The sequence below is a fragment of the Gemmata algarum genome (genome assembly GCF_034097035.1).
Taxonomy (GTDB): domain Bacteria; phylum Planctomycetota; class Planctomycetia; order Gemmatales; family Gemmataceae; genus Gemmata; species Gemmata algarum.
In genome coordinates, this window is sequence record NZ_JAXBLV010000088.1 from 62,836 (window position 1) to 87,511 (window position 24,676).

At 70.6% G+C, this 24,676-nt stretch carries 15 protein-coding genes; 7 read left to right on the forward strand and 8 right to left on the reverse strand.

The window, feature by feature from the left end; translation table 11 throughout:
- Positions 1 to 22 precede the first annotated feature (22 nt).
- The 6 genes from R5W23_RS08470 to R5W23_RS08495 form a co-directional block, all read right to left on the reverse strand.
- Complete coding sequence (locus R5W23_RS08470) at positions 23 to 1,270, reverse strand: DUF1552 domain-containing protein (RefSeq protein ID WP_407936111.1); 1,248 nt, start codon at positions 1,268 to 1,270, stop codon at positions 23 to 25.
- Between the two features lie 1,118 nt (positions 1,271 to 2,388).
- Positions 2,389 to 2,589: a hypothetical protein gene (locus R5W23_RS08475; RefSeq protein ID WP_320685958.1), complete on the reverse strand. Its 201-nt coding sequence runs from the start codon at positions 2,587 to 2,589 to the stop codon at positions 2,389 to 2,391.
- Between the two features lie 105 nt (positions 2,590 to 2,694).
- The gene (locus tag R5W23_RS08480) at positions 2,695 to 3,063 is read right to left on the reverse strand and encodes a TraR/DksA family transcriptional regulator (RefSeq protein WP_261187790.1); all 369 of its coding nucleotides are present in this window, start codon (positions 3,061 to 3,063) and stop codon (positions 2,695 to 2,697) included.
- A 986-nt stretch (positions 3,064 to 4,049) separates the two neighbouring features.
- Positions 4,050 to 5,756, reverse strand: a complete 1,707-nt coding sequence (locus tag R5W23_RS08485; protein ID WP_320685959.1) for a SulP family inorganic anion transporter — start codon at positions 5,754 to 5,756, stop codon at positions 4,050 to 4,052.
- A gap of 111 nt (positions 5,757 to 5,867) precedes the next feature.
- Positions 5,868 to 7,322, reverse strand: a complete 1,455-nt coding sequence (locus tag R5W23_RS08490) for a sigma-54-dependent transcriptional regulator (protein ID WP_320685960.1) — start codon at positions 7,320 to 7,322, stop codon at positions 5,868 to 5,870.
- 18 nt (positions 7,323 to 7,340) lie between these two features.
- Complete coding sequence (locus tag R5W23_RS08495; protein WP_261187798.1) at positions 7,341 to 8,795, reverse strand: sensor histidine kinase; 1,455 nt, start codon at positions 8,793 to 8,795, stop codon at positions 7,341 to 7,343.
- A 236-nt stretch (positions 8,796 to 9,031) separates the two neighbouring features.
- Between R5W23_RS08495 and R5W23_RS08500 the strand changes: the two genes are divergently transcribed.
- From R5W23_RS08500 to R5W23_RS08515, 4 genes are all read left to right on the forward strand, one after another.
- The gene (locus tag R5W23_RS08500) at positions 9,032 to 12,115 is read left to right on the forward strand and encodes a DUF2309 domain-containing protein (RefSeq protein WP_320685961.1); all 3,084 of its coding nucleotides are present in this window, start codon (positions 9,032 to 9,034) and stop codon (positions 12,113 to 12,115) included.
- Positions 12,108 to 13,544: a proton-conducting transporter transmembrane domain-containing protein gene (locus R5W23_RS08505; protein ID WP_320685962.1), complete on the forward strand. Its 1,437-nt coding sequence runs from the start codon at positions 12,108 to 12,110 to the stop codon at positions 13,542 to 13,544. Before R5W23_RS08500 ends, R5W23_RS08505 begins: the two co-directional genes overlap by 8 nt.
- A complete protein-coding gene (locus R5W23_RS08510) occupies positions 13,541 to 14,935 on the forward strand; it encodes a proton-conducting transporter transmembrane domain-containing protein (RefSeq protein WP_320685963.1) in 1,395 nt (464 codons plus the stop codon). Before R5W23_RS08505 ends, R5W23_RS08510 begins: the two co-directional genes overlap by 4 nt.
- 184 nt (positions 14,936 to 15,119) lie before the next feature.
- Positions 15,120 to 16,109 (forward strand): phosphoglycerate dehydrogenase, encoded by a 990-nt coding sequence (locus R5W23_RS08515; protein WP_320685964.1) that lies wholly within the window; start codon positions 15,120 to 15,122, stop codon positions 16,107 to 16,109.
- 327 nt (positions 16,110 to 16,436) lie between these two features.
- On the opposite strand, the gene R5W23_RS08520 is transcribed toward R5W23_RS08515, so the two are convergent.
- Both R5W23_RS08520 and R5W23_RS08525 read right to left on the reverse strand, forming a co-directional pair.
- Positions 16,437 to 16,841, reverse strand: coding sequence for a hypothetical protein (locus tag R5W23_RS08520; RefSeq protein ID WP_320685965.1), 405 nt, complete (start codon positions 16,839 to 16,841; stop codon positions 16,437 to 16,439).
- Between the two features lie 35 nt (positions 16,842 to 16,876).
- A complete protein-coding gene (locus R5W23_RS08525) occupies positions 16,877 to 17,827 on the reverse strand; it encodes a DUF1559 domain-containing protein (RefSeq protein WP_261187806.1) in 951 nt (316 codons plus the stop codon).
- A gap of 514 nt (positions 17,828 to 18,341) precedes the next feature.
- On the opposite strand from R5W23_RS08525, the gene R5W23_RS08530 reads away from it, so the two are divergent.
- The 3 genes from R5W23_RS08530 to R5W23_RS08540 all read left to right on the forward strand — a co-directional run bounded on the left by R5W23_RS08530 (position 18,342) and on the right by R5W23_RS08540 (position 24,633).
- Positions 18,342 to 22,208, forward strand: a complete 3,867-nt coding sequence (locus R5W23_RS08530; protein WP_320685966.1) for a hypothetical protein — start codon at positions 18,342 to 18,344, stop codon at positions 22,206 to 22,208.
- 221 nt (positions 22,209 to 22,429) lie between these two features.
- Positions 22,430 to 23,779, forward strand: a complete 1,350-nt coding sequence (locus tag R5W23_RS08535) for a glycerophosphodiester phosphodiesterase (RefSeq protein ID WP_320685967.1) — start codon at positions 22,430 to 22,432, stop codon at positions 23,777 to 23,779.
- Positions 23,780 to 24,186: 407 nt separating this feature from the next.
- Positions 24,187 to 24,633 carry a hypothetical protein gene (locus R5W23_RS08540; protein ID WP_320685968.1) on the forward strand — a complete coding sequence of 149 codons (447 nt, stop codon included), beginning with the start codon at positions 24,187 to 24,189 and terminating at the stop codon, positions 24,631 to 24,633.
- Positions 24,634 to 24,676: the final 43 nt, after the last annotated feature.

The window sequence follows — 24,676 nt, forward strand, 5'->3', positions numbered from 1 at the left end:
TGTGCGGTGACGGGGCCGGGCGCTACGCCATCTCCAGGCCGCGCATGGTGCCCGTGCCGGTGGAGAACTCGCGGGCCTCGACCCCGAGCCGCTGGAGCACCGACACGAACAGGTTGGTCAGCGGGTAGTTGTTGGTGGTGTCGAACGCCAGGTGCCGGCCGTGCCGGAAGCCGCCGCCCGCCAACAGGACCGGCAGGTTGGAGTTCGAGTGCGAGTTCGCGCTGCCCATGCACGTGCCGTACAGGACCATCGTTCGGTCCAGCAGCGTGGCCCCCTCCTCCTTCGCGTCCGCGAGCGACTGGAAGAACCCCGCGAGCGCGTCGAACTGGCCCTCCTCCTTAGCCCGCAGCTCCGCGAGCACCTCGGGCCGGTTCCCGTGATGCGTGATGTTGTGGATCGGCGTCGTGTCGACGAACACCGACACCAGCCGCGACGAGTCGGTTTCCAGCGCCAGCTTGATCACGTCGAGCATCAGCTTCGTCTGCCTGGCGAACTCGCGCCCGTCCTTCTCGTCCTCCGGCGCCGGGGCGGTCACCTTCGGCTTCGGCTTGTGCTCCCACCCCTCGGAACTGGCGAGCCGCCGCTCGAGCTCGCGCACGCTCGTGTAGTACTGGTCCAGCCGCGCGCGGTCGGCGGGGGCGAGCGACTTGTCCAGCCGCTTCGACTGCGCGGCGACGAAGTCCAGCGTGCTGCGCCCCTGGCGGAGCTCCGCCACCTTGGCGGCCACGTCCGCCGGCTTGCCCTGCACGAACAGCCGCTCGAACAGCTTCCGCGGGCTCTTCTCGCTCGGGATCGGGGCCCCGCTGCGGGTGAAGCTGAGGGTCTGCGGCTCGGCCCCGACCCCGAGCACCAGCGACGGGTACCGGGTCCGGTCCCCCAGGTGCTCGGCCGCCACCTGGTCCACCGACACCCAGTTCCGGAACCCGCCCCGCTCCGGGTGCGGGGCCCCGGTCAGGAAGCACTTCTCGGCCGCGTGCGCGCCCGTCACCCCGGGGTGACTGACCCCCGAGAACACGGTGAACTGGTCCCGGAACCGGGCCAGCCGCTGGAGGTACGGGGGCAGCGCGTACCCGGCCCCCGCCTGCTCCGGGAAGAAGTACTGCGGCAGGATCCCCATGTTCGTCTCGATCGCCACCAGCCGCCGCGGCACGTCGGCTTTGCCGGCGGCCCGCACGGGCGCCATCGCGTCGAGCAGCGGCAGCCCCATCGCCACCCCAGCGCCCCGGAGGAACGTGCGGCGCGACAGCGGCCGCGGGGCGGGACTCAAGATGTTTTTCACTGCGTGTGACCGATCGATGGCGAAGAAGGGGCGACACCCATGTCTGCTTGAACTGTAGCGCGCCTTTTATCGGAAATCCAAGGCTTCAACCGGATCAGAAGGAGCGTACAACTCCGGGCCGGCATTAACGATCGCATAATATTGCGATATGAAGACTTAACTCTACTCGACCGACGGGGGCGATCTGGGCGAGGGGCACAGTCCGGTTGAGACGGCCGCTAGGTTACCACAGCACCAGCGTGCAAACGTAGCCCTTGTGCCCGAAAGACGCAAAACGAACGCGCCCCGGCGTGCCGGTAACCGCGTTTCGACCACAAAGTACTTTTGAGGTCGCCCGTTATCGCGGCACACCTCTTGGTGCGCGACCCAACTGGTAGAACGGACTCACCGTCCGGCGTACCACTCCCATTGTACCCGACCACGGAGAGGGTTGCGGCACTGATACCGAACCCGATCGAAGGGTAACGGTATTCTGTAGCCGGCCTCTGTGAGGCCGGTGCGACACCACCCGTCTACCTCCGGCCTCACACAACGAATTTCAATCCTGGGAAGCCGAATCCGGGCAATGACTTAGTAACGAAGGACCAGCAGGAGCTTGGGGGCTCGATGGCCGGCTCGATCTCGCCCGCGTCCGAGTGCCTTAATCCCCACAGATTTCATGACCATTCGCAACTTCGGCTTCCCGGGATTGAAATTCGTTGACAGAGGCCGGCTACAGAAGAAGGCGCGGATACCGAACGATCGGATTCGGTATGCTTCATCCGCCACGTGAACGCCCTTCGTTCACCAAGTGGTGTGCGGGGCGCGACGGGCGCACGGGTGTGGGCCGCCGGCAAGCGTTTTAGGACGTGCTGCTGTTGGCGGGCGCCAACAGTCTGTGTGAGGTGATTAATCTGGCAACCGCAGCTTTTGCTCGCGTCTGGTTGAGTGAGTAGCCGCAACCGACGTGTGTCTGGCTGCAACGACGATTTCGGGCGCTGACCGCCGTCGCTAAAAGCCGTCCGTAGCAGAGTAAAGGCGCCGTTGGCGACGCGATCGGAGCAGCAAAAAAGCGTCGTGCGTGGCGAGGTTCCGCCACGCACGACGAGAGGCCAATCGGCCGGCGCGTTTCACCCCGCAACCGGTGCCGGGATAAAGGTCGGAACCGGTTTTGCGGCCGGGGCCGAGGCCGGGACCGCAGCGGGTTCCGATTCACGGGTCGCGAAGTACGCGACCGAGACGGCGATCGTACCGAAAATGCTCAAAGCGGTCAGCGAACACATCGCGGAGATGGCAACCAGTTCCCACATTTCCAGTCCGACAGGCATCATGGTCGTGTCCTCTGCCACCTGAGTGAGGTATTGGGAGCCGCCGGGGCGGGTGGCGCGCCGGCTAGCGGTCCGGAATTTCCGACTCGTGTTCAGTTCGGTCTGAGGTCAGTCGTTCTGTCCCGCCTCGGCGGCGCGGGCGCACTTGATGCAGTTCCGGGCGTAGGGGACCGCGGCGAGGCGGGTCCGAGCGACCGCACGTCCGCACCGCTGACATTTGCCGAACGTCCCCGCGTCGAACCGCGCGAGGGCCGCTTGCGCTTCGCTGAGGATCTGTTCCTCGGACAGCAACACGCTGCGGGCGACCTCCTCGTCGCCTTCGTTACCGCCGGCGGTCGAGGCGGCGGTTTCCGCACCGACCGGGCGCTGCGCCTCGACCGTCAGTTGTGCGACGCCGCCGGACAGCCGATCGACCAGGACTTCGAGTTGCTTGCGGCAGTTGCCGAGGACATCCTCGCGTGGTGTCGTGGCGCTCATAGCGGCTCCTTCGGGGCTTCTTGTTGTGTGCGTGCCGGTACTAAAAGCAACGGCCATGCCGCCCGCGGCAAGAACGCGGCAAAGAGCTTAAAACGCAGGGAAATCAAGGCTTTTGAGGCAGCACAATCGGGTCCGCGAGCGCCGCGGTGTGCGGGCGTGACACGTCCGCGCGCGGGTGCGTCACAGCGGGTGTGCGGCCCGTCGGACCGAAGCGCGACACCGGTTCGAGCCGGGAGCGCACAAGCGAGGCGGGGTGCGGGTCGTTTGACGACAGCGGCCGTTCGGTTCGTCGATCAACGGCGAACCGGTCGCACGAGTTCGCACCACGTCGAACGATTCGCCCCTATTGGACGCGCGGTGCTGTAACGGGGGTTACAGCACCACATCGATGGTCACAGACACATGCGCGCCTTTTGGGTGGGGCGGCACTCGGCTGTAACGGGGGTTACAGCACACCCACCCGTCCCACTTCTCGGCGTGTGCGGCGCTGCTCGGCTGTAACGGGGGTTACAGCACCGCGCTGGTGGTGACTGGTGGGGGATCGACTGGTCGCCGACGAGACATCTGCTGGCGGTTGAATGGCCGTTCGCTGGGGCATCGCTACCCGCGAATCACGCCCCTGGAGCAGCGGTAGTAAGCCTCGAAGCAACGGATTCCGGTTACGACCCCACTCGTCGGATGTGCCGTAATGTCATCCGGCGGCAGTGCTTACGGTCGATGTGATGTGTGCGAACTGTAACTACTCTCGAACAAGAACCCGGCATCGGACGCTCCCAACGCAGGCGCGAGACGGTGCGATTTTTTGGAAGTACTGCAATGAGAGAAATGACGTGGGGAAAAGCCCGACGTGCCGGTCGCTCCGCCCGCAGCGGTTCCGAGAACCGAGTGGGTTTTGATGCTGCGGCCCCGGAACGGGGCTGGGCGGACCGCGCCGGGGCTCCCACAGGGGTTGAAACGTGGTCGCCGGCCGGCGCGGCCCGTGGCCCCTACACCGCCGCGGCGGTCGACTCGTGGCCGGCGCTCTTTCGCGCCGCCAGCGGGTGCCCCGAGAGCGGCACGTGTTCCTCCAGGCCGATCACCTTCAGCCGCTTCCCGAGGTGCGCGAAGTCGTCCTCGAGCTGGTGCAACTTCTCCATCACCGTGTGGTCCACCAGCCGCGTGCGCGACAGGTCGAGCACCACCTCGTCGCGGCGCTCGGCCTCGCGGAAGATGACGGCCCGCACGCCGAGCCAGTTGGAGAACACGGCGGCCCGGCGGACCACCAGCACGACCAGCCGGTCGCCCTCCGGCACCGCCTCCACGTCGCACGCGAACAGCCCGCGCACCGAGCACCCGTGCCGCATGTGGAACGCGACCTTGAGCCCGATGCCGACGCCGATGCCGATCAGCAGGTCCGTCGCGAGCGTCGTCAGGATGGTCCCGACGAAGACGATGAACTGTTCGCTGCCCACCTTGTAGGTGCGGACGAACTCGACCGGGTTCGCGAGCCGGAACCCGGTGTACACGAGCATCGCCCCCAGGGCCGCCAGGGGGATGCGGTGGATCAGGTTCGGGAACAGCAGCACGAACCCGAGGAGGAACAGGCCGTGGAACAGGTTCGCCGCCTTCGTGCGCCCGCCGCTGTCGATGTTCGCCTTGCTGCGGACGATCTCCGAGATCATCGGCAGCGCGCCGATCGCCGCGCACAGCGTGTTCGCCGCCCCCACCGCCAGCAGGTCGCGGTCGAAGTTGGTCTTGCGGCGCCACGGGTCCACCAGCTCGATGGCCTTGGCGCTGAGCAGCGATTCGAGGCTGCCGATCAGGCAGAACAGGACCACGTACTGGATGCCGGTGGCGGTCAGCACCCCGCGGAAGTCCGGCACCGCGAACGCGGCGGCCGGGTTCTGGAGCACCTCGGGCATGTCCACCAGGAACCGCGGGCCGACCTCGAACTCGGCCCGGTGGTTCACGTCGAAGAAGCTGTCCGGGAACAGGTACGTGTGCTTGTGCTCGAGGTCGAACGCCAGCCCGAGGGCGACCGCGGCCACCAGCACGATGAGCTGCGCCGGCACCTTCCGCACCCACCCGGCCTTCACGAGCGGCAGCCCGAACAGGATCAGCAGCCCGACGAGCCCGATGGCGGCGATCTCGGGGTTGATGCGGCCCAGCGCGGCCGGCAGCCCGGCGTACAGCTCGAGCGGCCCGGCGCCCTTCTCCGGGGCCACCCCGATCACCTCGTAGGCCTGCTTGGCGATGATGATGAGGCCGATCGAGGCGAGCATCCCGTGGACCGGGGTGAGCGGGAAGAAGTCCGCCAGCCGCCCGGCCCGGACCAGGCCGAACAGGATCTGGATGACGCCCGCGGTCACGCCCACGCCCAGCGCGAGCTTGTACCCGAGGAACGCCCGGTCCGCGTCCGACAGGTCGGCCCCGAACTCGGCCCCGAGCTCGGTCACCGCCCCGTACACGATCACGATCAGCCCGGCCGCCGGCCCCTTGATCGTGAGCTGCGCGTTGCTGATGAGGGTGCAGAGGACGCCACCGACGACCGCAGTCCAGATGCCCGCGATGGGCGGGAACCCGCTGGCCCGGGCGATCGCGAGGCACAGCGGCATCGCGATCAGGAACACCAGGAAGCCGGCGACCGCATCGAACTTGAGGTTCGGCACGAGGCCCGGCGCGAGCGGCGGGGGGGCGTTGGTCGGTGCGGCCACGGAAAGTGTCCTCGGGTGTTATGGTTCCCCGCAAGGCAACGCCCGTGCCGTTGTGAAAAACACTTGAGAACGCACGAATCAGCCCGCGGGATCGCGGTAGCCGGTGACCGCTCAGCCGTCACCCTGCTCGTCGTCGGACCACACCGAGCGGGCGATGCTGATCCCCAGGGCGCGAATCTTGTTGCGGAGGCTGCCCCGGGTGATCCCCAGGACGCGGGCCGCCTGGAGCTGGTTCCCGTCGGTGTGTTTGAGCACCCGCACGAGCACCTCGCGCTCCATGCGCTCGAGGGCCTCGGCGTACAGGTTCTCGCTCCCCGCCCCGATGCGACCGCCGACGAACTGGTCCCAGTCGAACGCCCCGCCCTCGCCGAGCGCGGCGGGGGCGGGGGCCGCCGCCGGGTTGCGGATGTGCTCCGGGAGGAAGTCCGCGAGCAGCGCCGACCCGCTCATCCGCAGCACCGACTGCTTGAGCACGCTCTGCAACTCGCGCACGTTCCCGGGCCACGGGTACGCCCGCAGCGCCGCCGCCGCCGCCGGCTCCACCTCCGCCACCGGCTTCCCCAGCTCGTGCCCGAACCGCTTCAGGTAGTGGTCGACGAGCAGCCCCACGTCGTCGCCGCGCTCGCGCAGCGGCGGGAGCTTGATCGTGAACACGTTCAGCCGGAAGTACAGGTCGCGGCGGAACCGCCCGTCCTCCGTCATCTGTTCCAGGTCGGCGTTGGTGGCGGCGATCAGCCGCACGTCGGTCTGGACGGTTTCCGACCCGCCGATGCGCTCGAACCGCTGCTCCTGGATCAGCCGCAAGATCTTGGCTTGGGTGAGCGGCGTCATCTCGCCTACCTCGTCGAGGAAAATGGTGCCGCCGTGGGACTGCTCGAACTTCCCGATGCGCTTGCGCTCGGCGCTGGTGAACGCGCCCTTCTCGTGCCCGAACAGCTCGCTCTCCAGGAGCTGCTCGGGGATGGCGGCGCAGTTGATCGCCAGGAACGGCTTGTCCGCCCGCCGCGAGTGCTGGTAGATCGCCCGGGCCACCAGCTCCTTGCCGGTGCCGCTCTCGCCGAGCACGAGCACGGTCACGTTCTGGCCGGCGACCCGGCCGACGGCCTTGTACACCTCCTGCATCGCGGCGCACCGGCCCAGCAGCACGTCGCCGGGCACCGGCGCCGGCTCCACCTCGGGCATCAGCGCGGGGGTGCGCATCAGCCGGCTGGACTGCGCGGCGCGGCCGATCAGCTGCCGCAGGTCGGCCAGCTCGAGCGGCTTGAGGAGGTACTCGTAGGCCCCCTCCTTCATCGCCTCGATGGCGAGGTCGGTGGTGCCGTGCCCGGTCACCAGCACGACCGGCACGCGGGCGTCGATCGCGCGCACGCGGCGGAACGTGTCGAGCCCGGTGGCGTCCGGGAGGTGGACGTCGAGCACCACCACGTCGGGGCGGTCGCGGGCGAACTCCGCGAGCCCCTCGGCGGCGGTGGTCGCGGTGCGGACGACGTGGTCCCCGTCGCGGAACGCGCGCTGGAAGGCGTGTCGGATCGCGGGCTCGTCGTCGATCACCAGCAGCGTCGGCATGGTTGCGCACCAGGGGGTTCAGGGCGTTACCGGGGCGCGCCCGTCTTCGATGGGGAGCCGAACGAAGAAGCTGGCCCCGCCGCCCGCGCGGTTCCCGGCGTTCATCGTCCCGCCGTGATCTTCCACGATCCGCCGGGAGATCACCAGCCCCAGCCCCAGGCCGGTGTCCTTGCTGCTCGCGAACGGCACGAACAGCCGCGGCAGCATGGTTTTACTGATTCCCGGGCCGGTGTCGGACACCTCCACCTCGATCCCGCCGCCGGCCGCGCGGGCGCGGACGGTCAGGCGCCCGCCGGTGGGCATCACGTCGAGGGCGTTGAGCACCAGGTTCACGAACACCTGCTGGAGCTGCCCCGCGTCGGCGGTCAGCACCACCGGGGCGCCGGGCAGCTCCAGCCGGGTGGCCACGCGCTGCTGCTCGGCGCGCCCCCGGACCAGCCCGAGGACCGACTCGAGCACGGCGCCCAGGTCGGTCGGCCGGCGCTCCAGCTTGGGCGGCCGGGCGAACTCCAGGAACGTCTGGAGGGACCGCTCCATGCGCCGGATCTCGGCCTCGATGATCCGCAGGTCCTCGACCGACAGTTGCGGCGGGCCGCCCCCCTCCAGCCCCGTTTGGACCAGCATCTTGATGGAGGTGAGCGGGTTCCGGATCTCGTGCCCGACGCCCGCGGCGAGTTGCCCCACGGCCGCCAGGTGCTCGGAGCGGATCACCTCCAGCTCGCGCTCGTGGAGCGCCTGCATGACGCCCTCGATGCGCGCCGTGAGGGACTCCAGCTCGTCGTGCAGGCCGCCGAACCCGGGGTCGCCCGTCAGCAGGATCTCGGGCTGGTTCGGCCCCAGCTTCCCGGCCGCGTCGCGGATCTGCACCTGGAGCCGCCGGATCGACTGGCTCAGGAGCCGCGCCACCCCGTACCCGAACACCACCCCGGCGACCGCCCCGAGCCCGGCGACCACCGCCATGCCCCACGCGAGCCGGCTCAGCACCCGCTCGTGCTGGGAGGTGGTCTCCTCGACCCGCTGGTCGTTGAACGCCTCGATGTCGCGGCACGGGTACAGCACGTGCGCCTCGAGGAACTGGGTCGCCGCCTCGACCTGCCGGGCGTGCTCGGGCGCCCCTTTCGGGGGCATCGCCTCCCACCGCTTCAGGTACCGGGCGAACCCGTCGTCGAGCTGCGCGGACAGCTCCTGCTCCCGCGGGTGGTTGGCGAGCTGGCGGATGTCGGCGAGGTAGGCGAGGGCGCGGGCGTGCAGGTCCGTGACCGACTCGATCTGGTTGCTCTCGAGGGCGATCAGCGTGTTCAGGCACCCGCGCAGGTCGGACGCCGCCCGGCGGCTGGACACGTTCTCGCGCAGCACCCCGGTGATGGTCACCTGCTGGTGGAACAGCGACACCGCGGCGAAGGCGCACAGGGCGACGAGGCACAGCGTGCCGAGCAGCACCGGCCACAGGAACCGCCAGCGGAGTGCGTTCATGGATGGCCCTCTCGAACCCGGCCACTGGCCGCCGGACGGCCAGCGTGACGCCCGCACGACCAGAACGAAGGATGGACGCTCATGCTGAACGGAAAGCGTTCTCGGGCGAGCGGCGAGATTCCGCACCGGGCCGAAAGTGGACAGCGGCTACGTCCGGCGTGCGGCGCACCAACATCGGCACGCCAATTGCTCTCAGCTTTACCCATACACCAATCTATGCCCAGGCGAGTACACTGGTGGTCGTGAAGGACCTGCACCACCCGCCGCACGACGTACGCACCGGCACGCCCGCGGACCGCTTCAGGGCCGCGGTTGGGCACGGGGCGCACCTGCTGCCGGCGCAGGGGCCGATCAACGTCTTCATCCACCACAACACGCTCCACGCGTTCGAGGGGCTGCCGTTCGAGACGGCCGTGGCCCACGGCGCCGCGGTGTTCGGTTGCGAGCCGTACCTGACCGAGGCCCGGTACCGGGACGCGCTCGCGAAAGGGCGCGTCCGGTTCTCGGACCTGCGCGAGGTGCTGGCCGATGACCTCGGGGACCGCGCGCTCGCCCCGGTGAAGCCGCACGGCACCCGACTCGACCTGCGGCTGGCCATGTTACAGTACCCGCTGGCGAGCGGAACGGCCGACGAGCTCCAGTGGCTGATCGCCGAAACGGACGCGCTGACCCGGGTGCGGCCGGAGGCGTCGGCCGCGGCGCGGGGGCGGCTCGTGTCCGAGACCCGGCGCTGGGTGATGCGCGACCTCCGCGGGCGCAACGGCACCAACCCCGCCTGGGCGCGGCACCTGTTCGCGCGGTTCGGGCTCGCCGACATTGAAACGTGGCCCGAGGCGGCGTGGGAGGTGTTCGCCCTCGAAGCGCAGTGGGCGCTGTGCCGCGAAGGCGCCCGCACCACCGCGGACACCCGGGCGCCCGCGCCGCTCCCGATCCGGCACCGCGACCTGCTGCTCCGGGCCGGCGCCGCGGACACGGACCTGTGGGTCCACGACGTGCTGACCCGGTTCACCGCGGCGTTCCTCGATCAGGGCGTCTCGCACTGGCCGCTGCCGGGCCGCGAGCTGGGCTACTTCAAGTCCTTCTGTGCGCTGTACTCGCACGCCGGCGGCCCGCCGGACCGGTGGATGGCCGGCCTGCCGGCGGAGGCCAAGGCGCTGCTCGCGGCCGGCACCGACCCGGCGGCGGCGGCGTGCGACGCCCTCGCCGCGCTGGGCGTTCCCGGAAGCGAGTGGGACGCCTTCGTCGGCGCGACGCTGCTCCCGCTCCGCGGGTGGGCTGGGATGGTGCATCAGGTCGAGACCCGCGGCGACCGGGTCGCGCTCCCGATCCCGGCCGGGAGTTTGGTGGAATTCGTGGCGGTGCGGCTGTTACTCGAGAAGCACGCGGCGGCCCACGCGGCCCGCGAAGCGCTCGGCGACGCCGGCCCGCTGGCGGGGCTCCGCGAGCGGCTCCGGGCCGCCGCCAAGCCGGGCGGGCCGCGGGGCGAAAACGAGCGGGCGTTCCCGGTGTTCCAGCTCGCGCAGCTCCTCGGCTGGGCGCCCGGCGAGCTGGCGGCCCTCGGGCCGGAGGGGTGGGCCGCGCTGTTCGCGGAGGTCGACGGGTTCCCGGCCCTCGCCCGGCGCCGCGCGTTCCACCTCGCCTACGAGCGCCGGTTCCGCGAGCAGTGCCTCGACGCCCTCGCCCTCCACGCGCCGCAGAGGCCCCGGAGCCCGCGGTTCCAGGCGATCACCTGCCTGGACGAGCGCGAGGAGTCGTTCCGCCGGCACCTCGAAGAGGTCGCGCCCGACTGCGAGACGTTCGGGGCCGCGGGGTTCTTCGCGGTGCCCATGTATTACAAGGGCGCCGGCGACGCGCACTTCGTGCCGCTGTGCCCGATCGTGCTCACCCCGGCCCACTGGGTCGAAGAGCGGCCCACGGGCGCGGAGGAGGAGAAGGCGCGGCGGCTGAGGCAGACGCGGCGGCTGCTCGGGTCCGTGTCGCACCGGGCGCACGTGGGCACGCGGGCCTTCGCCGTCGGGGCGCTGCTGACCGCCACGCTCGGCGTGCTGGCCTCGGCCCCGCTCGTGCTGCGCATCCTCTTCCCCCGGCTCACGGCCCGGCTCCGCGGCCGGCTCGGCAAGTTCGTCGCGCGCGAGCCTCGCACGACCCTCCAGCTCGAGCGCGCCCCGGGGTGCGCCCCGGCGAGCGAGCCCGGGCACCTGGGGTTCACGGTGCCGGAGATGGCGACCCAGGCCGAGCGCCTGCTGCGCGACATCGGGCTGGTGGACGGGTTCGCGCGGCTGGTGTTCGTGATCGGGCACGGGTCGAACAGCTTCAACAACCCGCACAAATCGGCCTACGACTGCGGCGCTTGCGGGGGCAGCCCGGGGGCGCCGAACGGCCGCGCCGCAGCCGCCATACTCAACGACGCCCGGGTCCGCGCCACGCTGGCGGAAAAAGGGATCGCGATCCCGGCGGACACGTGGTTCGTGGGCGGGTACCACAACACCTGCGACGACTCGGTCTCGCTGTTCGACACCGAGGGCGTGCCCGACGCGCACCGCGAGGCACTCCGGGCGGCCGGCCGCGACATCGAGCAGACGTGCGCCCGCAACGCCCACGAGCGGTGCCGCCGGTTCATGTCGGCCCCGCTGACGCTCTCCCCGCAGGACGCGCTGCGGCACGTGGAGGGGCGGAGCGAGGACCTGGCCCAGACGCGGCCCGAACTCGGGCACGCGACCAACGCCCTGTGCGTCGTGGGGCGGCGCGCGCGGACCCGCGGGCTGTTCCTGGACCGCCGGGCGTTCCTCACCGCCTACGACCCGACCCGGGACGACGCGCACGGGACGATCCTGGCCCGCACGATGGCCGCGGTGTTCCCGGTGTGCGGCGGGATCAACCTGGAGTACTTCTTCTCGCACGTCGACTCGCCGGGGTACGGGTGCGGCACCAAGCTCCCGCACAACATCACCGCGCTGCTGGGGGTGATGGACGGGGCCGCCAGCGACCTGCGCACCGGCCTGCCGTGGCAGATGGTCGAGATCCACGAGCCGGTACGGCTACTCATTGTCTGCGAGACCACGGTGGACATCATGCAGCAGGTGCTCGACGGGAACCCGATGGGGCGGTCGATGACCGAGAACGGCTGGGTGCAGCTCGCGGTCCTCTCCCCGACGGACAACACGCTCAAGGTGTTCCGCGACGGGGCGTTCCGCGACTACGCGCCGACGGCCGGCGCGCTGCCGGCGGCGGGCTCGTCCGCAGATTGGTACCGCGGCTGGCGCGAGCACCTGGAGTTCGCCGAGATCGCGCCCGGCGCGGCGGGGGTGAAGCGTGCCTGATCTCGCCCAGTTCGGGTCGTTCCTCGGGGCGCTGGCGGTCCTGTGCCCCTTCGCCCTGGTGGTCGCGCTGGGGCTGCCGGCGCTGGCCGGCGCGCCGGTGACCGAGCGCGCGGCCGACCGCGCGTGCCGGGGGCTCATCGCGACCGGGTTCACGGCCACGCTCGGGGTGCTCCTGGTGATGCTGGCCACCGGCGAACGGCACCTGGTCGTCAACTTGGGCAACTGGGTGACGATCGCCTCGCACGGCGGCGCGGACCACGGGCACTACCACTTCGCGATCAAGTTCGAGTTCGACCGGCTGTCGGTGCCGCTCGCGCTGCTGTCGTTCGCGCTGTGCGGCACGATCGCCGCGTTCGCGAACCGGTACCTGCACCGCGAGCCGGGGTACAACCGGTTCTTCGTGCTGTTCTCCGTGTTCCTGGCCGGGATGGTGACCGCGTCGCTGGCCGACACGATCGAAACGCTGTTCGCGGGGTGGGAGCTGGTCGGGCTGTCGAGCGCGCTCCTGGTGGCGTTCTTCCAGGAGCGGGCCAACCCGGCGCGGAACGGGTTCCGGGTGTGGATCGTGTACCGCGTCTCGGACGCGGCCCTGCTGTTCGCCGCGGTCGCCCTGCACCACATGACCGGCGAAGGGGACTTCGACAAGCTCATGGCCGCCCAGTCGTGGCCGGACGGGCAGACGACGCTGACCGAGGGGCAGGCGCTCCTGATCGGCTCGTTGCTGCTGCTGGCCGCGATGGGGAAGTCGGCGCTGGTGCCGTTCTCGGGCTGGCTGCCGCGGGCGATGGAAGGGCCGACCCCGTCGAGCGCGGTGTTCTACGGCGCGCTGTCGGTCCACCTCGGGGCGTTTCTGCTCCTGCGGCTCAGCCCGCTGATCGCGGTGTCGCCGCCGCTGGCCGTCGCGATCGTGGCGGTGGGGCTGCTGACCGCGCTCTACGCCTACGTCGCCGGCACGGTGCAAACGGACATCAAGAGCGCGCTGTCGTTCGCGTCCCTCTCCCAGGTGGGGCTGATCGTCGCGGAGATCGGGGCCGGTCACTGGGAGCCGTTCATGTGGTACGTCGCGCTCACGCACCTGCTCGGGCACGCGTGCCTGCGGACCCTCCAGTTCGTGCGGGCGCCGTCGCTGCTGCGCGACTACCGGGAGCTGGAGAACGCGCTGGGCGCCCGGTTGCCGCAGCAGGCCGGGCCGCTTGCGGTGGCGCCGAGCCAGTGGCGTGCCTGGCTGTACCGGTTCGCGCTCGAGCGCGGGTACCTCGACGCGGTCCTCAGTGACTACGTCGCGGCGCCGTTCGTGAAACTGTTCAAGCTGTTCGACCGGTGGGAACGGCAGTGGACGGCGTTCCTCAACCGGGAGGGGGCGGCCGGCCGGCCGGCGCCTGCTCCCGGCGAGCGCCCCGCCCCCGAAGCCGTGGAGAGTGGGTCATGACGTTCGGCTCCGTCCCGTGGCTGGAGTGCGCGGTCGCGGTCCCGCTCGCCGGCGCGCTGTGCCTGTCGCGCGTCTGCGACGTCCGGGCCGCGTCGCGCTGGTGCCTCGCGTTCATGGGCACGGGGCTGGCGTGCGCGGTCGCCGCCTGGGCCGGGTTCGCGTTCGGCGGGGCGGCCGACGGGAGCAGCCCCGACGCCGTTCTGCCGCGGCTGTTCGGCCGGCCGGTGTTCACCCTCGACGCCCTGAGCGCGCCGCTGGTGCCGCTCGTGGCGCTGCTGCACTTTCTCACGGCCCTCGCCACCGCCCGCACCAAGATGACGCGGTTCTCGTTCGCGTGGCTGCTGGCCGGCGCCGCGCTGCGGGTGGCCACGTTCGCGTGCCGCGGGCCGTGGGACCTGGGCGTGCTGCTGTTGGTCGGGGTGGCGCCGGCCTACTTCGAGCTCCGCCGCCGCGGCCGGCCCGTGCGGGTGTACGCGGTCCACATGGCGCTGTTCGCGGGCCTGCTCGTGACCGGGCTACTCGCGCGGGCGATTGACGCTCCCGCGCTGGCCGCCGTTCTGCTCATGGGCGCCGTGCTGGTGCGCAGCGGCACGTGCCCGGTTCACGTGTGGGTGACCAACCTGTTCGAGAACGGCTCGTTCGGCGGCGCACTCCTGTTCGTGGCGCCGATCACCGGGATGTACGCGGCGCTGCGGCTGGTGCTCCCGCTCCACCCGCCGGAGTGGGTGCTACAAACGGTCGGCATCGTGTCGCTGGCGACCGCGGTGTACGCGGCCGGGATGGCGGTGGTGCAGGCAGATGCGCGACGGTTCTTCGCGTACCTGTTTCTGAGCCACGCCTCCCTGGTGCTGGTGGGGCTGGAGCTGCACACCTCGATCAGCCTGACGGGCGCGCTGGCCCTGTGGGGCTCGGTGATGGTGTCCCTGAGCGGGTTCGGGCTGACGATCCGCGCGCTGGAGGCGCGGTTCGGCCGGCTGACGCTGTCCGAGTTCCGCGGGCTGTACGCCGCGTCGCCGGCGCTGGCGGTGTGCTTCCTCCTGACCGGGCTGGCGAGTGTGGGGTTCCCGGGCATGTCCGGGTTCATCGCGGCCGAGCTGCTGGTGGACGGCGCCGTCGGGACGAACCTGTTCGTGGGGCTGGTGGTGGTGGGGGCGGCGGCCCTGAACGGGGTGGCGGTACTGCGGGCGTACTTCGCGCTCTTCACCGGGACCCGGTACACCCCGGGGGTGTCGGTGGGCATCACGACGCGCGAGCGGGTCGCCGTGCTGACGCTCACCGCCCTCATCTTCGCCGCCGGGTTCTTCCCACAAGCGTACGTGCTGACCCGGCACCGCGCGGCCGAAGAGGCCCTGGCCGGCGAGCCCGCGACGGAAGGCCGGGCGGAGCACTAAAACTCACGTGGTGATACCGAATCCGGTTGAAGAGTAACGGTCTTCTGTAGCCGGCCTCTGTGAGGCCGGTGCGACACCACCCGTCTACCCCCGGCCTCACAGAGGCCGGCTACAGAAGAAGGCGCGGATACCGATCAACCGGATTCGGTATGAGTCCTCCTGCCCAGCCTTCTCGGGACCGTCCATGCCCAAAGTGCTAATCGCCCCGCGCGAGGTGGCGAAGTTCGCGGACAAGTTTCGCGCGCCGCTCGATGCCGCCGGGTTGGAAGTGGTTGCGCTGCCGCCCGCGGAAGCGAACCTCCCGGCCGAGCCGGAACTGATCGCCGCCCTTCAAGGTGTGGAAGCGGTCATCGCCGGCTCGGAAGCGTACAACCCGCGCGTGTTCGTCGCCAACCCGCAGTTGCGCGTGATCGCGCGGGTGGGAGTGGGTTACGACGCGGTCGATCTGGCGGCCGCCACCGCGGCCGGGGTCGCGGTCACGATCGCCCCCGGGACGAACCAGGGCTCCGTGGCCGAGCACGCGTTCGCGCTGATGCTCGGGTTCACGCGGCACATCCCGGCGCGCCACGCCGCGCTGAGTGCGGGCGGCTGGAACCGGCTCATGAGCCTCCCCCTGCGCGGCCGCACGCTGGGCTTGGCTGGGCTGGGCCGCATCGGAAAAGCGGTCGCCACCCGCGCGCGAGCGTTCGAGATGCGGGTGATCGCGTTCGACCCGTTCCCCGACGCCGCGTTCTGTGCCGCCACCGGCGTCGAACTCGTCCCCTTCGAGTGGCTGCTGGGCGAATCCGATTTCCTTTCCTTGCACCTCCCACTGACGCCTGAAACGCGGCACGTCATCAACGCGAGCACCATCGCCGTGATGAAACGCGGGGCGGTGCTGGTGAACACCTCGCGCGGCGGGCTGGTGCGCGAGGCCGATCTCGTCCCGGCTCTTCAGAATGGCCGGCTCGGGGGCGCGCTGCTGGACGTGTTCGAGGACGAACCGACGCCCGCCGATAACCCGCTACGGGCGTTACCGAACGTGGTGCTGACGCCGCACGCCGCGGGCGTGGACACCCAATCGCTCGAAGACATGGCGCGATCGGCTGCTGAGGCGATTGTCTCGCTCCGGCGGGGGGAGTGGCCGACCGAGAAAGTGGTGAACCCGGCGGTACGGGCCACGTTTCGCTGGTGACCGCATCCGCACGCGGTTCCAGCGGGTTGAGGTCCGCCCGGATCACGTGCGCGACGGTCTGTCGTTACAAGTTCCGGTAGTATCGGGTTCCAAGTGTGCCGTGGGCGGCGGGTGCTAAAGTTCCGATCACCGGGTTCGACGTTCGGGTGACAACTGGATTTCGGCTCACGGCCCCGGGCCACCCGGAGCGAACGGAGTTGCGACGATGCGGTCCTGTTCCGGCCCACTTGGAACCCGGGACTCCAGACGGGTCCGCCGAGCGCTCAGGGCGCGTTCAGACAAGAGGCCGATGCGGGCGCCGCCGGGTCGGCCCCGGCGGCGCGGCGGTCAGCGGGCCGACTGCACATTGAACTCCGACGGGGTGGCGCCGGCCCCGGTCACCTCGGTGGTCAACTTGCTGTTGCGGTTGTAGTTCGGGTGAACGACCTGCACGCCCACGGGGTCCTCCTCGCCGGTCTTCAGCTTGCCCTTCTTGAAGGACAGGATCTGAACCTTCTTCTTGCCGTGCGGGACGTCGCCCTCGAACCGGCCGTCCTTGACGTCCAGGAACGCGGGTGCGCCTTCCCCGCCCGCGTCCAGGAACAGGATCTGCCCTTCGGCCATCGGCGCCCCGTCGAGGGTTACGGTGCCGCGCACGCCGGTTCGCGGGGGCGGGCCGTCCGCGTCCCCGCACCCCGACAGCCCGGCCAGCACCCCCACCAGCGACAGTCCGACCCACCAGCGTGCGCGCATCGTCGGTCCCTCTCGGCGAACGGTGTCAGTGGGGCTCACCAGTTGCTCCCCAGGGGCAGACCGTCCTGCGGGTCGCACGCCCGCTGCCAAGTGGTGGTGTCGATCGCGGCCGTGATCACCCGGGTGCTGCCGTCGCCGAGCCCCGCGTTCATAACCCCCGTGTGGATCAGTTGTGGGCGGCGGATGTCGCAGTTCACGTTGTACGCGGTGGGGACCTGTGGGGTCATGGCCGGCAGGTAGCCGCGCAGGTTCGCGGGCAACTGGTAGCTGTTGTTCCCGCTGCCGTCGCTGCCGATGTCCGGCAGCGCGAACCCGGGCCGCCACCACGGGTTGGTGTTGCCCCAGATGCTCCCGCCCCCGCCCCCGGCCCCCGAGCACTGGCCGTACCGCTCGGCGAACAGCACCGTGTTCGAGGTGCCGTCGGGCAGCCCGACCGGAAACCGCGTAGCGCCCTCGAACCGGCCGTTCACCGGGTCGCCGAACACTAGGTAGTTGGCCGCGTAGTTGCCCGGGAACGAGTTCCCGGTGCCGGGGATCGCCTGCCCGCCGGCGCTGGCGTCGGACGGGCACAGGTACGTGACGATCTTCTGCTGGGACACGCTGTACCCGGTGAGCGGCAGGGCCTTCTTGTACCGGTTGTCCTCCTCGAGGTAGGGCAGCAGGTAGATGAAGTACGAGAACCCGCGGCGCCCGGCGTACGGCCCGCCGGCCGTCAGCCGGGCCGGCTCTCCGGACTGGGTCTGGCCGATGTAGTTGCCGTCCCACGACGTGCCCAGCGGCGGCATCACGTCGCCACTGGTCTGGGCGCACATGTGGGTCGCCAGGCCGATCTGCTTGAGGTTGTTCGCGCACTTGATGCGCGAGGCGGCTTCGCGGACCTTCTGAACGGCGGGCAACAGCAGCCCGATCAGGATCGCGATGATCGCGATCACCACCAACAGCTCGATCAAAGTAAAAGCTAATCGCTTGATATGACGTGGGCGCATTACGACTCCTCACACCCGGACAAAGAAGTATGGGAGAGGGTACAGAGCAGCTAGCTGATCAGATAACGAATGATATTAATTAAAATCCACTGAATTGGTCAAGAGAAATGCAAGAATATTCCCATCCGTAATTCCCTTGTAGTGCCTCAACACAATCAGGCTTCCAATACGAGCCGCCCTTCGGCAGCGGTTTGTAGTTCAGCGCTTGTTGGCGCGGAGGCGCGAGCGGTCTGGATTTCGTTCCGCGGCAACTCCGCCGCGGGCGCGGGCACGCGATCGCTCGAAGACATGGCGCGGCGAGCCGCCGCGTCGCCGGCGGAAAAGGTGATGAGCCCCGAAGTGCGGGCCACGTTTCGCCGGTAACTGCTTCCACAAACCGTTACGAATCTTGCGGTTGAGTTACCGCGCACTTCGTCTTGCGGATCGCGTCTGAATCCGTTCCAATCTCTTCAACCTCTGAACCCGCAGCACGGACGCGCGCCCTGGAACGATTCCGGGCGGACGGAACCTCGCCATGATGGCCCCGCTCCCGAACCCGACGCCCGGCGACCGGCCCGACCTGCCCCGGGTCCGGTTCGGCGTGCGCACCGCGGCCGGGCGCGTGGTCGTTCACGACTTCCTCGGCGAAGAGTTCCTCATCGGCGCCGCGCCCGGGTGCGACCTCCGGCTGACCGCTCCGGGCTCCCCCCCGGTGGCCGTTCAGTTCACGCGCCGGCCGGACGGCGTCCGCGTGCGCCGGGTCGCGGTCACGCTGCCGGTCGCCCTCAACGACGAACCGCTACCCACGGGCGGCTCGGTGCCCGTTCGTCACGACGACGCGCTCCAGGTCGCCGGGCTGGTGATCGGCGTTCACATCCCGTCCCAGGCCGCACAGGAACCGGCCCCCGCGTACCTGTCGCCCAAGCTGGTTCCGCTCGACGACGTGCCGCTCGCGGTCGCGGTGCCGGAAGAGCCGGTCGCGCCCGACCTCACCGCCGAGCACGAGAAGCTCGACGCCCGCCGCCGCGCGCTCGACGCCGAAGAGGCCGACCGCCGGGCGGCGTGGGAGGCCCGCGACGCCGAGCTCGTCCGCCGCCGGCGCGAGCTGGACCGGTCCGCCGAGGACCTCGAAGCCGACCGCAACCTGTGGCACGACCGGCGCCGGGCGATCGAACAGGAGCTGGCCGACCTGCGCGCGGCCGAGGCGGCGGCGAAAGAGGCCGAGCTGGCCCGCACCCGTGACGAGCTGGCCGGGCTGCGGCGGCAGTGGGTGGAGGAGTGCCGGGCGCAGCGCGAGGAGCTGGGGCGGCGGGCCGATCAGGTGCAATCGGAGCGCGAAGCGCTGGACGCCGAGCGGGCGGCCCACGAGCCCCGGGCGCAAGCGCTCCGCGACGGAGAAACGCGGCTGGCGGCCCAGGCCCAGGAGCTGTCGCGGCAGCGGGACATGTTCGCCGCCGACCGCGACATCTTCGAGCGCGAGCGCGCCACGTTCGAGGCCCAGAAGGTCGCCGACGCGGAGCGCCTCACCGCGTGGGAAGCCGATCTTTCGACACGCGAGCGGGTGGCGTCGGACCGCGAGACCCTGGTCCGGACCGCGCGCGACGAGTTCGAGTCCGAGCGCGCCCGCTTCCAGGACGATCTGGCCCGGCTCGAGCGCCGCGCGGCGGCCCTCGAAGCGGCCGAACGGGCGGTAGCCGTTCGCACGCAGGAGGTGAACGTCCGGCTCGACCAGCTCAAGCGCGACGCGACCGAGTGGGAGGAGACGGTCGGCCTCGCGGCGGTGGAGCAGGAGCGGCTCCGGGCCGAGGCCGAGCGGCTCGATCACCAACGGACCGAACTGGACGCGCAGTCCGCGGCCTTCGCCGAGCGGGCCGCGCAACTGGAGGCCCAGCAGGCGGTGGTCGCGGTGTTCCGGGCGAAATTGGACCGCAGCCGCCAGGACATGGAGCGCGAGGCGTGGCAGCTCGCCGCCGCCCGCACGCGCGAGGACGAGGCGCTGGCGGAGCTGCGGCGCCGCATCCAGGAGGCCGAAGAGGTCCGGGCCGCGCTGAGCGCCGTGCAAGAGAACGCCGACCAGGAGCGGCGCCGGCTCGACGAGCGGGACTCGCTGCTCGCCGCGGGGCTCGAGGAGATCCGCGTTCAGAAGGAGCAGCTCGCGGCCGAGGCGAAGCGGCTGCGGGACCGCGAAGCCGAGCTGGACGCCCGGTCCGCCGAGTTCGCCGAACAGGCGGGCATGCTCAAGGGCCGGATGTCACAGGCCGTTGACCTTCAGGGCCGGCTCGAAACGGACCGGGTCGCGCTCCGCGAGCGCGAGGCGGCGCTGTCCCAGTCCGAGGAGGCCCGCCAGACGCTCCAGGAGCAGCTGCGCCGGCGCGCCGAGGAGCTCGGCGCCCGGGGGCGCGCGCTCGACGAGCGGGAGCTGCAACTCGCGGCCGAACGGGCGCAGGTCGAGCAGGCCCGCGCGGCGCTGGAGGGGACCCGGCAGGCGGCCGAGGACGAGCTGACCGCGCGCCGCCAGGAGCTCGACGGCCGTGCGGCGGCGGTGGGGCGGCAGGCGGCCGATTTCGCCGCGAAGGAAGAGGCGCTCGCCCGCCAAGTGGGGCGGCTGAAGGACGTGGGCGCCGCCGTCGCGGCGGAGCGAAAGGCGCTGGCGACCGCCCGGGCGGCGTGGGAGGCCGACCGCGCCGCCGCGCAAGCCGCGGACCGCGACGCCCGCGAGCAGCTCGAGGCGTTCCGCGCCCGGGCCGCGGCCGACCTCGACGCGCTCCGGGCGCAGGCCCCCGAGCTCGACGACCAGGCGAAGCTTGCGCTGGAGCGCCTGTCCGGCGCCCGCGACATGCTCCGCGGGCACCTCAACGAGCTGAACGAGTTCGCCCGCACCAGCCGGGCCGACCTCGAGGCGGCCCGCGCCCAGGTGCGCGAAGAGGCCGAGCGGCTCCGCGAGAAGAACGAGGCGCTCGACCGCGCCCGGGACGAGCACCGGCTGGCGGTCACGGCGTTCCGGCAGCAGCTCATCGAGTGGCAGGGGACCGTGGCGGACATGCGGCGGCTGCTGTCGTCCAGCGAGAACCGGCTGGACGCGAAGCAGGCCGCCGCGGCCGAGGCCGCCACCGCCGCCAATGACGCCGCCAAACAGCTCGCCGAGGAAACCGACCGGCTGCGCCGCGAGCGGGAAGAGCTGGCCGTGCGGCGCACGGAGGTGGAGCGGCACCTCTCGGACATGCGCGAGTGGTACCGGAAGAAGCTGCGCGAGCTCGCGCAGTCGCGGGGCGACGGCAAACGGAGCGCGGACGCACCGCCGGACGACCCGCCGAACACGCCCCGGCTGCATGAGCCGGGCGTTCCGGCGGCCGACGCGCCGCCCCGCGTTCCGACCGAGGCCCTCGTCGCGGAGCTCGAGCCCGGGGACGTGCAGCTCGGGGAGCTGCTGCGCTCGCTGGGGCTGGTGGACGCCGAAACCGTCACCGCGCTGTGGGAAGCGGCGACGCGGCAGCGCCGCACGTTGCGGCAGGTGCTGCTCGCGAGCGGCACCATCACCTTGTACCAGCTCGCGCTGATCGAAGCCGGCAACCTGGACGCCCTGGTGCTCGGGCGGCTGCGGGTCATCGACCGGCTGCGGGTGACGCCGAAGGAAGCGATCTACCGCGTGTTCGACCCCGCCCGCGCGGGAGAGAAGTCGGGCGGCCTGTACCTGCTGCGGCACCTCAGCGAAGCCGAGATGCAGGACCCGGTTCACCCGGACGAGTTCCGGCAGCGCTTCGGCGCGGCCCATGAGGCCGCCCACCCGAACCTGGCGGGGGTGGTGGAGGTGCTGGAGATCAACGGCCGGCCCGCGGTGTTGCTCGAGTGGCTGACCGGGCTGTTCAGCGCCGACTGGCCGGCGTTCGCGGCCCATCCGGGGTGCTGGATGCGGCTCGCGCTGATGGCCGCGAGCGCGCTCGACGCGGCACACAAGGTCGGCCTGGTCCACGGGCGGCTCACGTCCGATTCGTTCGTGCTGACGCCGGAGGGCGTACTCAAGGTAACGGAGTTCGGCGAGCCGGCGTGGCTGGCGCCGGTCCAGGTCGCGAGCGCGGAGCCGTCCGTCGCGGCGGATTTGCGCGCGTTCGGGCAGGTGGCGTTCGGGTGGTCGCAACTGGCCGGCCGCAAACGGGTGGCACGGACGAAGGGGTTCCCGGAGGCGGTGTGGGGGGTGATCCGGCGCCTGGAGGCGGACGCGGAACCGCCGATGGCCGATACGGTACCGATGGCCCAACCGTACCAATCGGCAGCGGAGCTGCTGGCGGACTTCCAGCGCATCGCGAGGGACACGCCGTTCAGCGACGACGCTTGGGAGAAGTTGCTGAAGCACGTGCTGGACAACGCACCGGACGTCGGCATCGGCTTGAAGAAAGCCGGTTAGTGGTCCATTACCAGATGGCTCGGAGCGACCGGCACGTTGCGCGACCTCCTCCCGATCCGATGCTGAAGTCACCGGGAAGCGCCTTCGGACGGCAACACCGCCGAAGGAACGCAGCCCCCTCCGTGAGGGCAATCGCACAACGTGCGGCTGGTAAGATCAGGGACGTTCCGCAAAGCGACGGGATCCCGGGTGCTCCTCTTCTTCAACCGTGGGGACGGACGATGTGCGGCGCGCCGCTGTTGCTGCTGTGTTCGAGTTTGGCGGCGGCCCCTCCGGCCTGGGACGTGCGCGACCACGTCCCGCTCAAGGAGTTCGTCATCCAGAGCCACCGCGGGGCGGGCGAGTTGGAGGCCGAGAACACGCTGGAGGCGTTCGAGCTGGGTTGGAAACTCGGCACCGCGCCCGAGGCCGATGTCCGCAGCACGAAGGACGGGGTGATCGTCGCCCTGCACGACCCCGGCTTCGACCGGATCGCCAAGGGGTCCGCGCTCGCCGGCAAGAAGGTGAAGGACGTGCCGTGGGCGGACGTGAAGGGGCTGGACGTCGGGGCGTGGAAGGGGGCCGCGTTCACCGGCCGGCGGGTACCGCGGCTGGCCGACGTGTTCGCCGCGATGACCGGGAAGCCGGACCGCCGGCTGTACCTCGACATCAAGGACGTGGACCTGAACGCGCTGGCCGCCGAGGTGAAGGCGGCCCGGGTCGGGGCGCAGGTGGTGCTGGCCAGCCCGAAGCACGCCGTCATCCGGCAGTGGAAGGCACTGGTGCCGGACTCGGGCACGCTGAACTGGATGGGCGGCACGGAACAGGAACTGGGCAACAAACTGGCGGCGCTGCGGAAGGACACGTTCGAGGGGGTGACGCAGCTCCAGGTGCATGTGCGCCGCAAGGACGGGGCGCTGACGCCGTCCAAAGCGTTCCTGGCAGCCACCGGCAAAGAGCTGAGGGAACGGGGCATCTTGTTCCAGGTGCTGCCGTGGGGGGCGGACGACGAGGCCACGTACCGGGAACTGCTGGGGGCGGGGGTGGCGAGCTTCGCCACCGACTACCCGGAGGTGACGCTGAAAGCGGTGCGGGCGCACTACGAGGGCAAGACCGGCCGCGGTAAGGACGCAGCCCCCGCTGCGGGCGCGTTCAAGGTCACACCGAAGCGGGACAACGACCGGGTCACGGTTACGACCGAAAACGGTGCGACGGTCATCGATATCCGCAGCCCGCTCGGGATCAGCGGGGCGACGATCGAGCGGGTCGGCAACGAGTGGCCCGATCGGGTGACGCTTCGACTGCACCTGACGGGCCTGGAGTCGTTCACCGCGACGTGCGGCACGGCCACGGTCCACGGGTCGGCGTCCGGCGACAAGCGATCGCTCAAGCTGACCGTGGACGGGAAAGAGGTTCCGCAAGGTCCCAACGATCCGGCCTTTCTCGACTTCAAGATGGTCGGCAAAGACGGCACGCCGGCCAAAGAGCTGCCGCTGAAGGACGGCTATTTCGAGATGCGGTTGCCGAAGGCGTTCTTCGACGGGGACCCGAAGTCTTTCCAGATCGCATGGACCGACTGGTACCGGCGGTAAAGTCCATTCGCTACCGACCCTGAGCGGCGCAAAGCCAGCCGCATATCGCTTTAGCCCACATCAGATTCAATAAGTTCAAGTTGGCCCTGCGGTCGCCCTCGGCGTGCGGGCCGTGGGTCCGCGGGTACAGACCGAGAGCGCATCCCGGAATCACGTTCGAGCCAGCCGCCGCGCATCGGTCGAGCGGCCTACGCTCCAGCACCGGCATTTCCCAACCGGATCGGTCTCCCAACCCAAGCGCACGCCAAGCGCCAAGGTACCGACACGCGCACCGCGTACCCCATCGGACCGACGCAAGCGACATCCCCCACACCGGCACGCGGCAACGAGGCGGTCGAAATACGTTGAAGCGGCCCGCGGTTTGCGTTCGCTGTACGGCAGCGACTGCTACCTCGCGAGGCCATTTCATGATGAACTCGATTGCAAGCGGAGCGGCCGGGGCGGTCGCACTGACCCTGGCTCACGAGGCGACCCGACGCACCGTGGCCGACGCGCCGCGGATGGACGTGCTCGGTAAGCGGGCGCTCGCGGCCGGCCTTCGCGCGGTCGATGTCTTTCCACCGGGGGAGCCGGCCATGCACGCCGTAACGCTCGCGGGCGACCTCGCCTCGAACGGCGCGTACTACGCACTGGTCGGGCTGGGCGGGGTGGACGGAGCGGTCACCCGCGGCGCGCTGTTGGGGCTGGTGGCGGGATTAGGGGCGGTGTTCTTACCCGGGCCGCTCGGACTCGGCACCGCACCAAGCCGCCGCACCTCGCGAACGGCTCTCATGACGGTAGGCCTGTACACTCTGGGCGGGTTGGTGGCGGGTGCGACCTTCGGCGCGCTCGCCGACCGGCCCGCCGGCCGTTAATTCGCGCGCGCGGTTGCGGTTGGTAGCGGTCGCCACTTACGGA

Bases quoted from the DNA above. Each gene is read 5' to 3' on its own strand.
- R5W23_RS08540 (WP_320685968.1), top strand. From the start codon at position 24,187: ATGATGAACTCGATTGCAAGCGGAGCGGCCGGGGCGGTCGCACTGACC.
- R5W23_RS08520 (WP_320685965.1), bottom strand. From the start codon at position 16,841: ATGCGCGCACGCTGGTGGGTCGGACTGTCGCTGGTGGGGGTGCTGGCC.
- R5W23_RS08525 (WP_261187806.1), bottom strand. From the start codon at position 17,827: ATGCGCCCACGTCATATCAAGCGATTAGCTTTTACTTTGATCGAGCTG.
- R5W23_RS08510 (WP_320685963.1), top strand. From the start codon at position 13,541: ATGACGTTCGGCTCCGTCCCGTGGCTGGAGTGCGCGGTCGCGGTCCCG.
- R5W23_RS08535 (WP_320685967.1), top strand. From the start codon at position 22,430: ATGTGCGGCGCGCCGCTGTTGCTGCTGTGTTCGAGTTTGGCGGCGGCC.
- R5W23_RS08495 (WP_261187798.1), bottom strand. From the start codon at position 8,795: ATGAACGCACTCCGCTGGCGGTTCCTGTGGCCGGTGCTGCTCGGCACG.
- R5W23_RS08490 (WP_320685960.1), bottom strand. From the start codon at position 7,322: ATGCCGACGCTGCTGGTGATCGACGACGAGCCCGCGATCCGACACGCC.
- R5W23_RS08515 (WP_320685964.1), top strand. From the start codon at position 15,120: ATGCCCAAAGTGCTAATCGCCCCGCGCGAGGTGGCGAAGTTCGCGGAC.
- R5W23_RS08475 (WP_320685958.1), bottom strand. From the start codon at position 2,589: ATGATGCCTGTCGGACTGGAAATGTGGGAACTGGTTGCCATCTCCGCG.
- R5W23_RS08530 (WP_320685966.1), top strand. From the start codon at position 18,342: ATGATGGCCCCGCTCCCGAACCCGACGCCCGGCGACCGGCCCGACCTG.
- R5W23_RS08480 (WP_261187790.1), bottom strand. From the start codon at position 3,063: ATGAGCGCCACGACACCACGCGAGGATGTCCTCGGCAACTGCCGCAAG.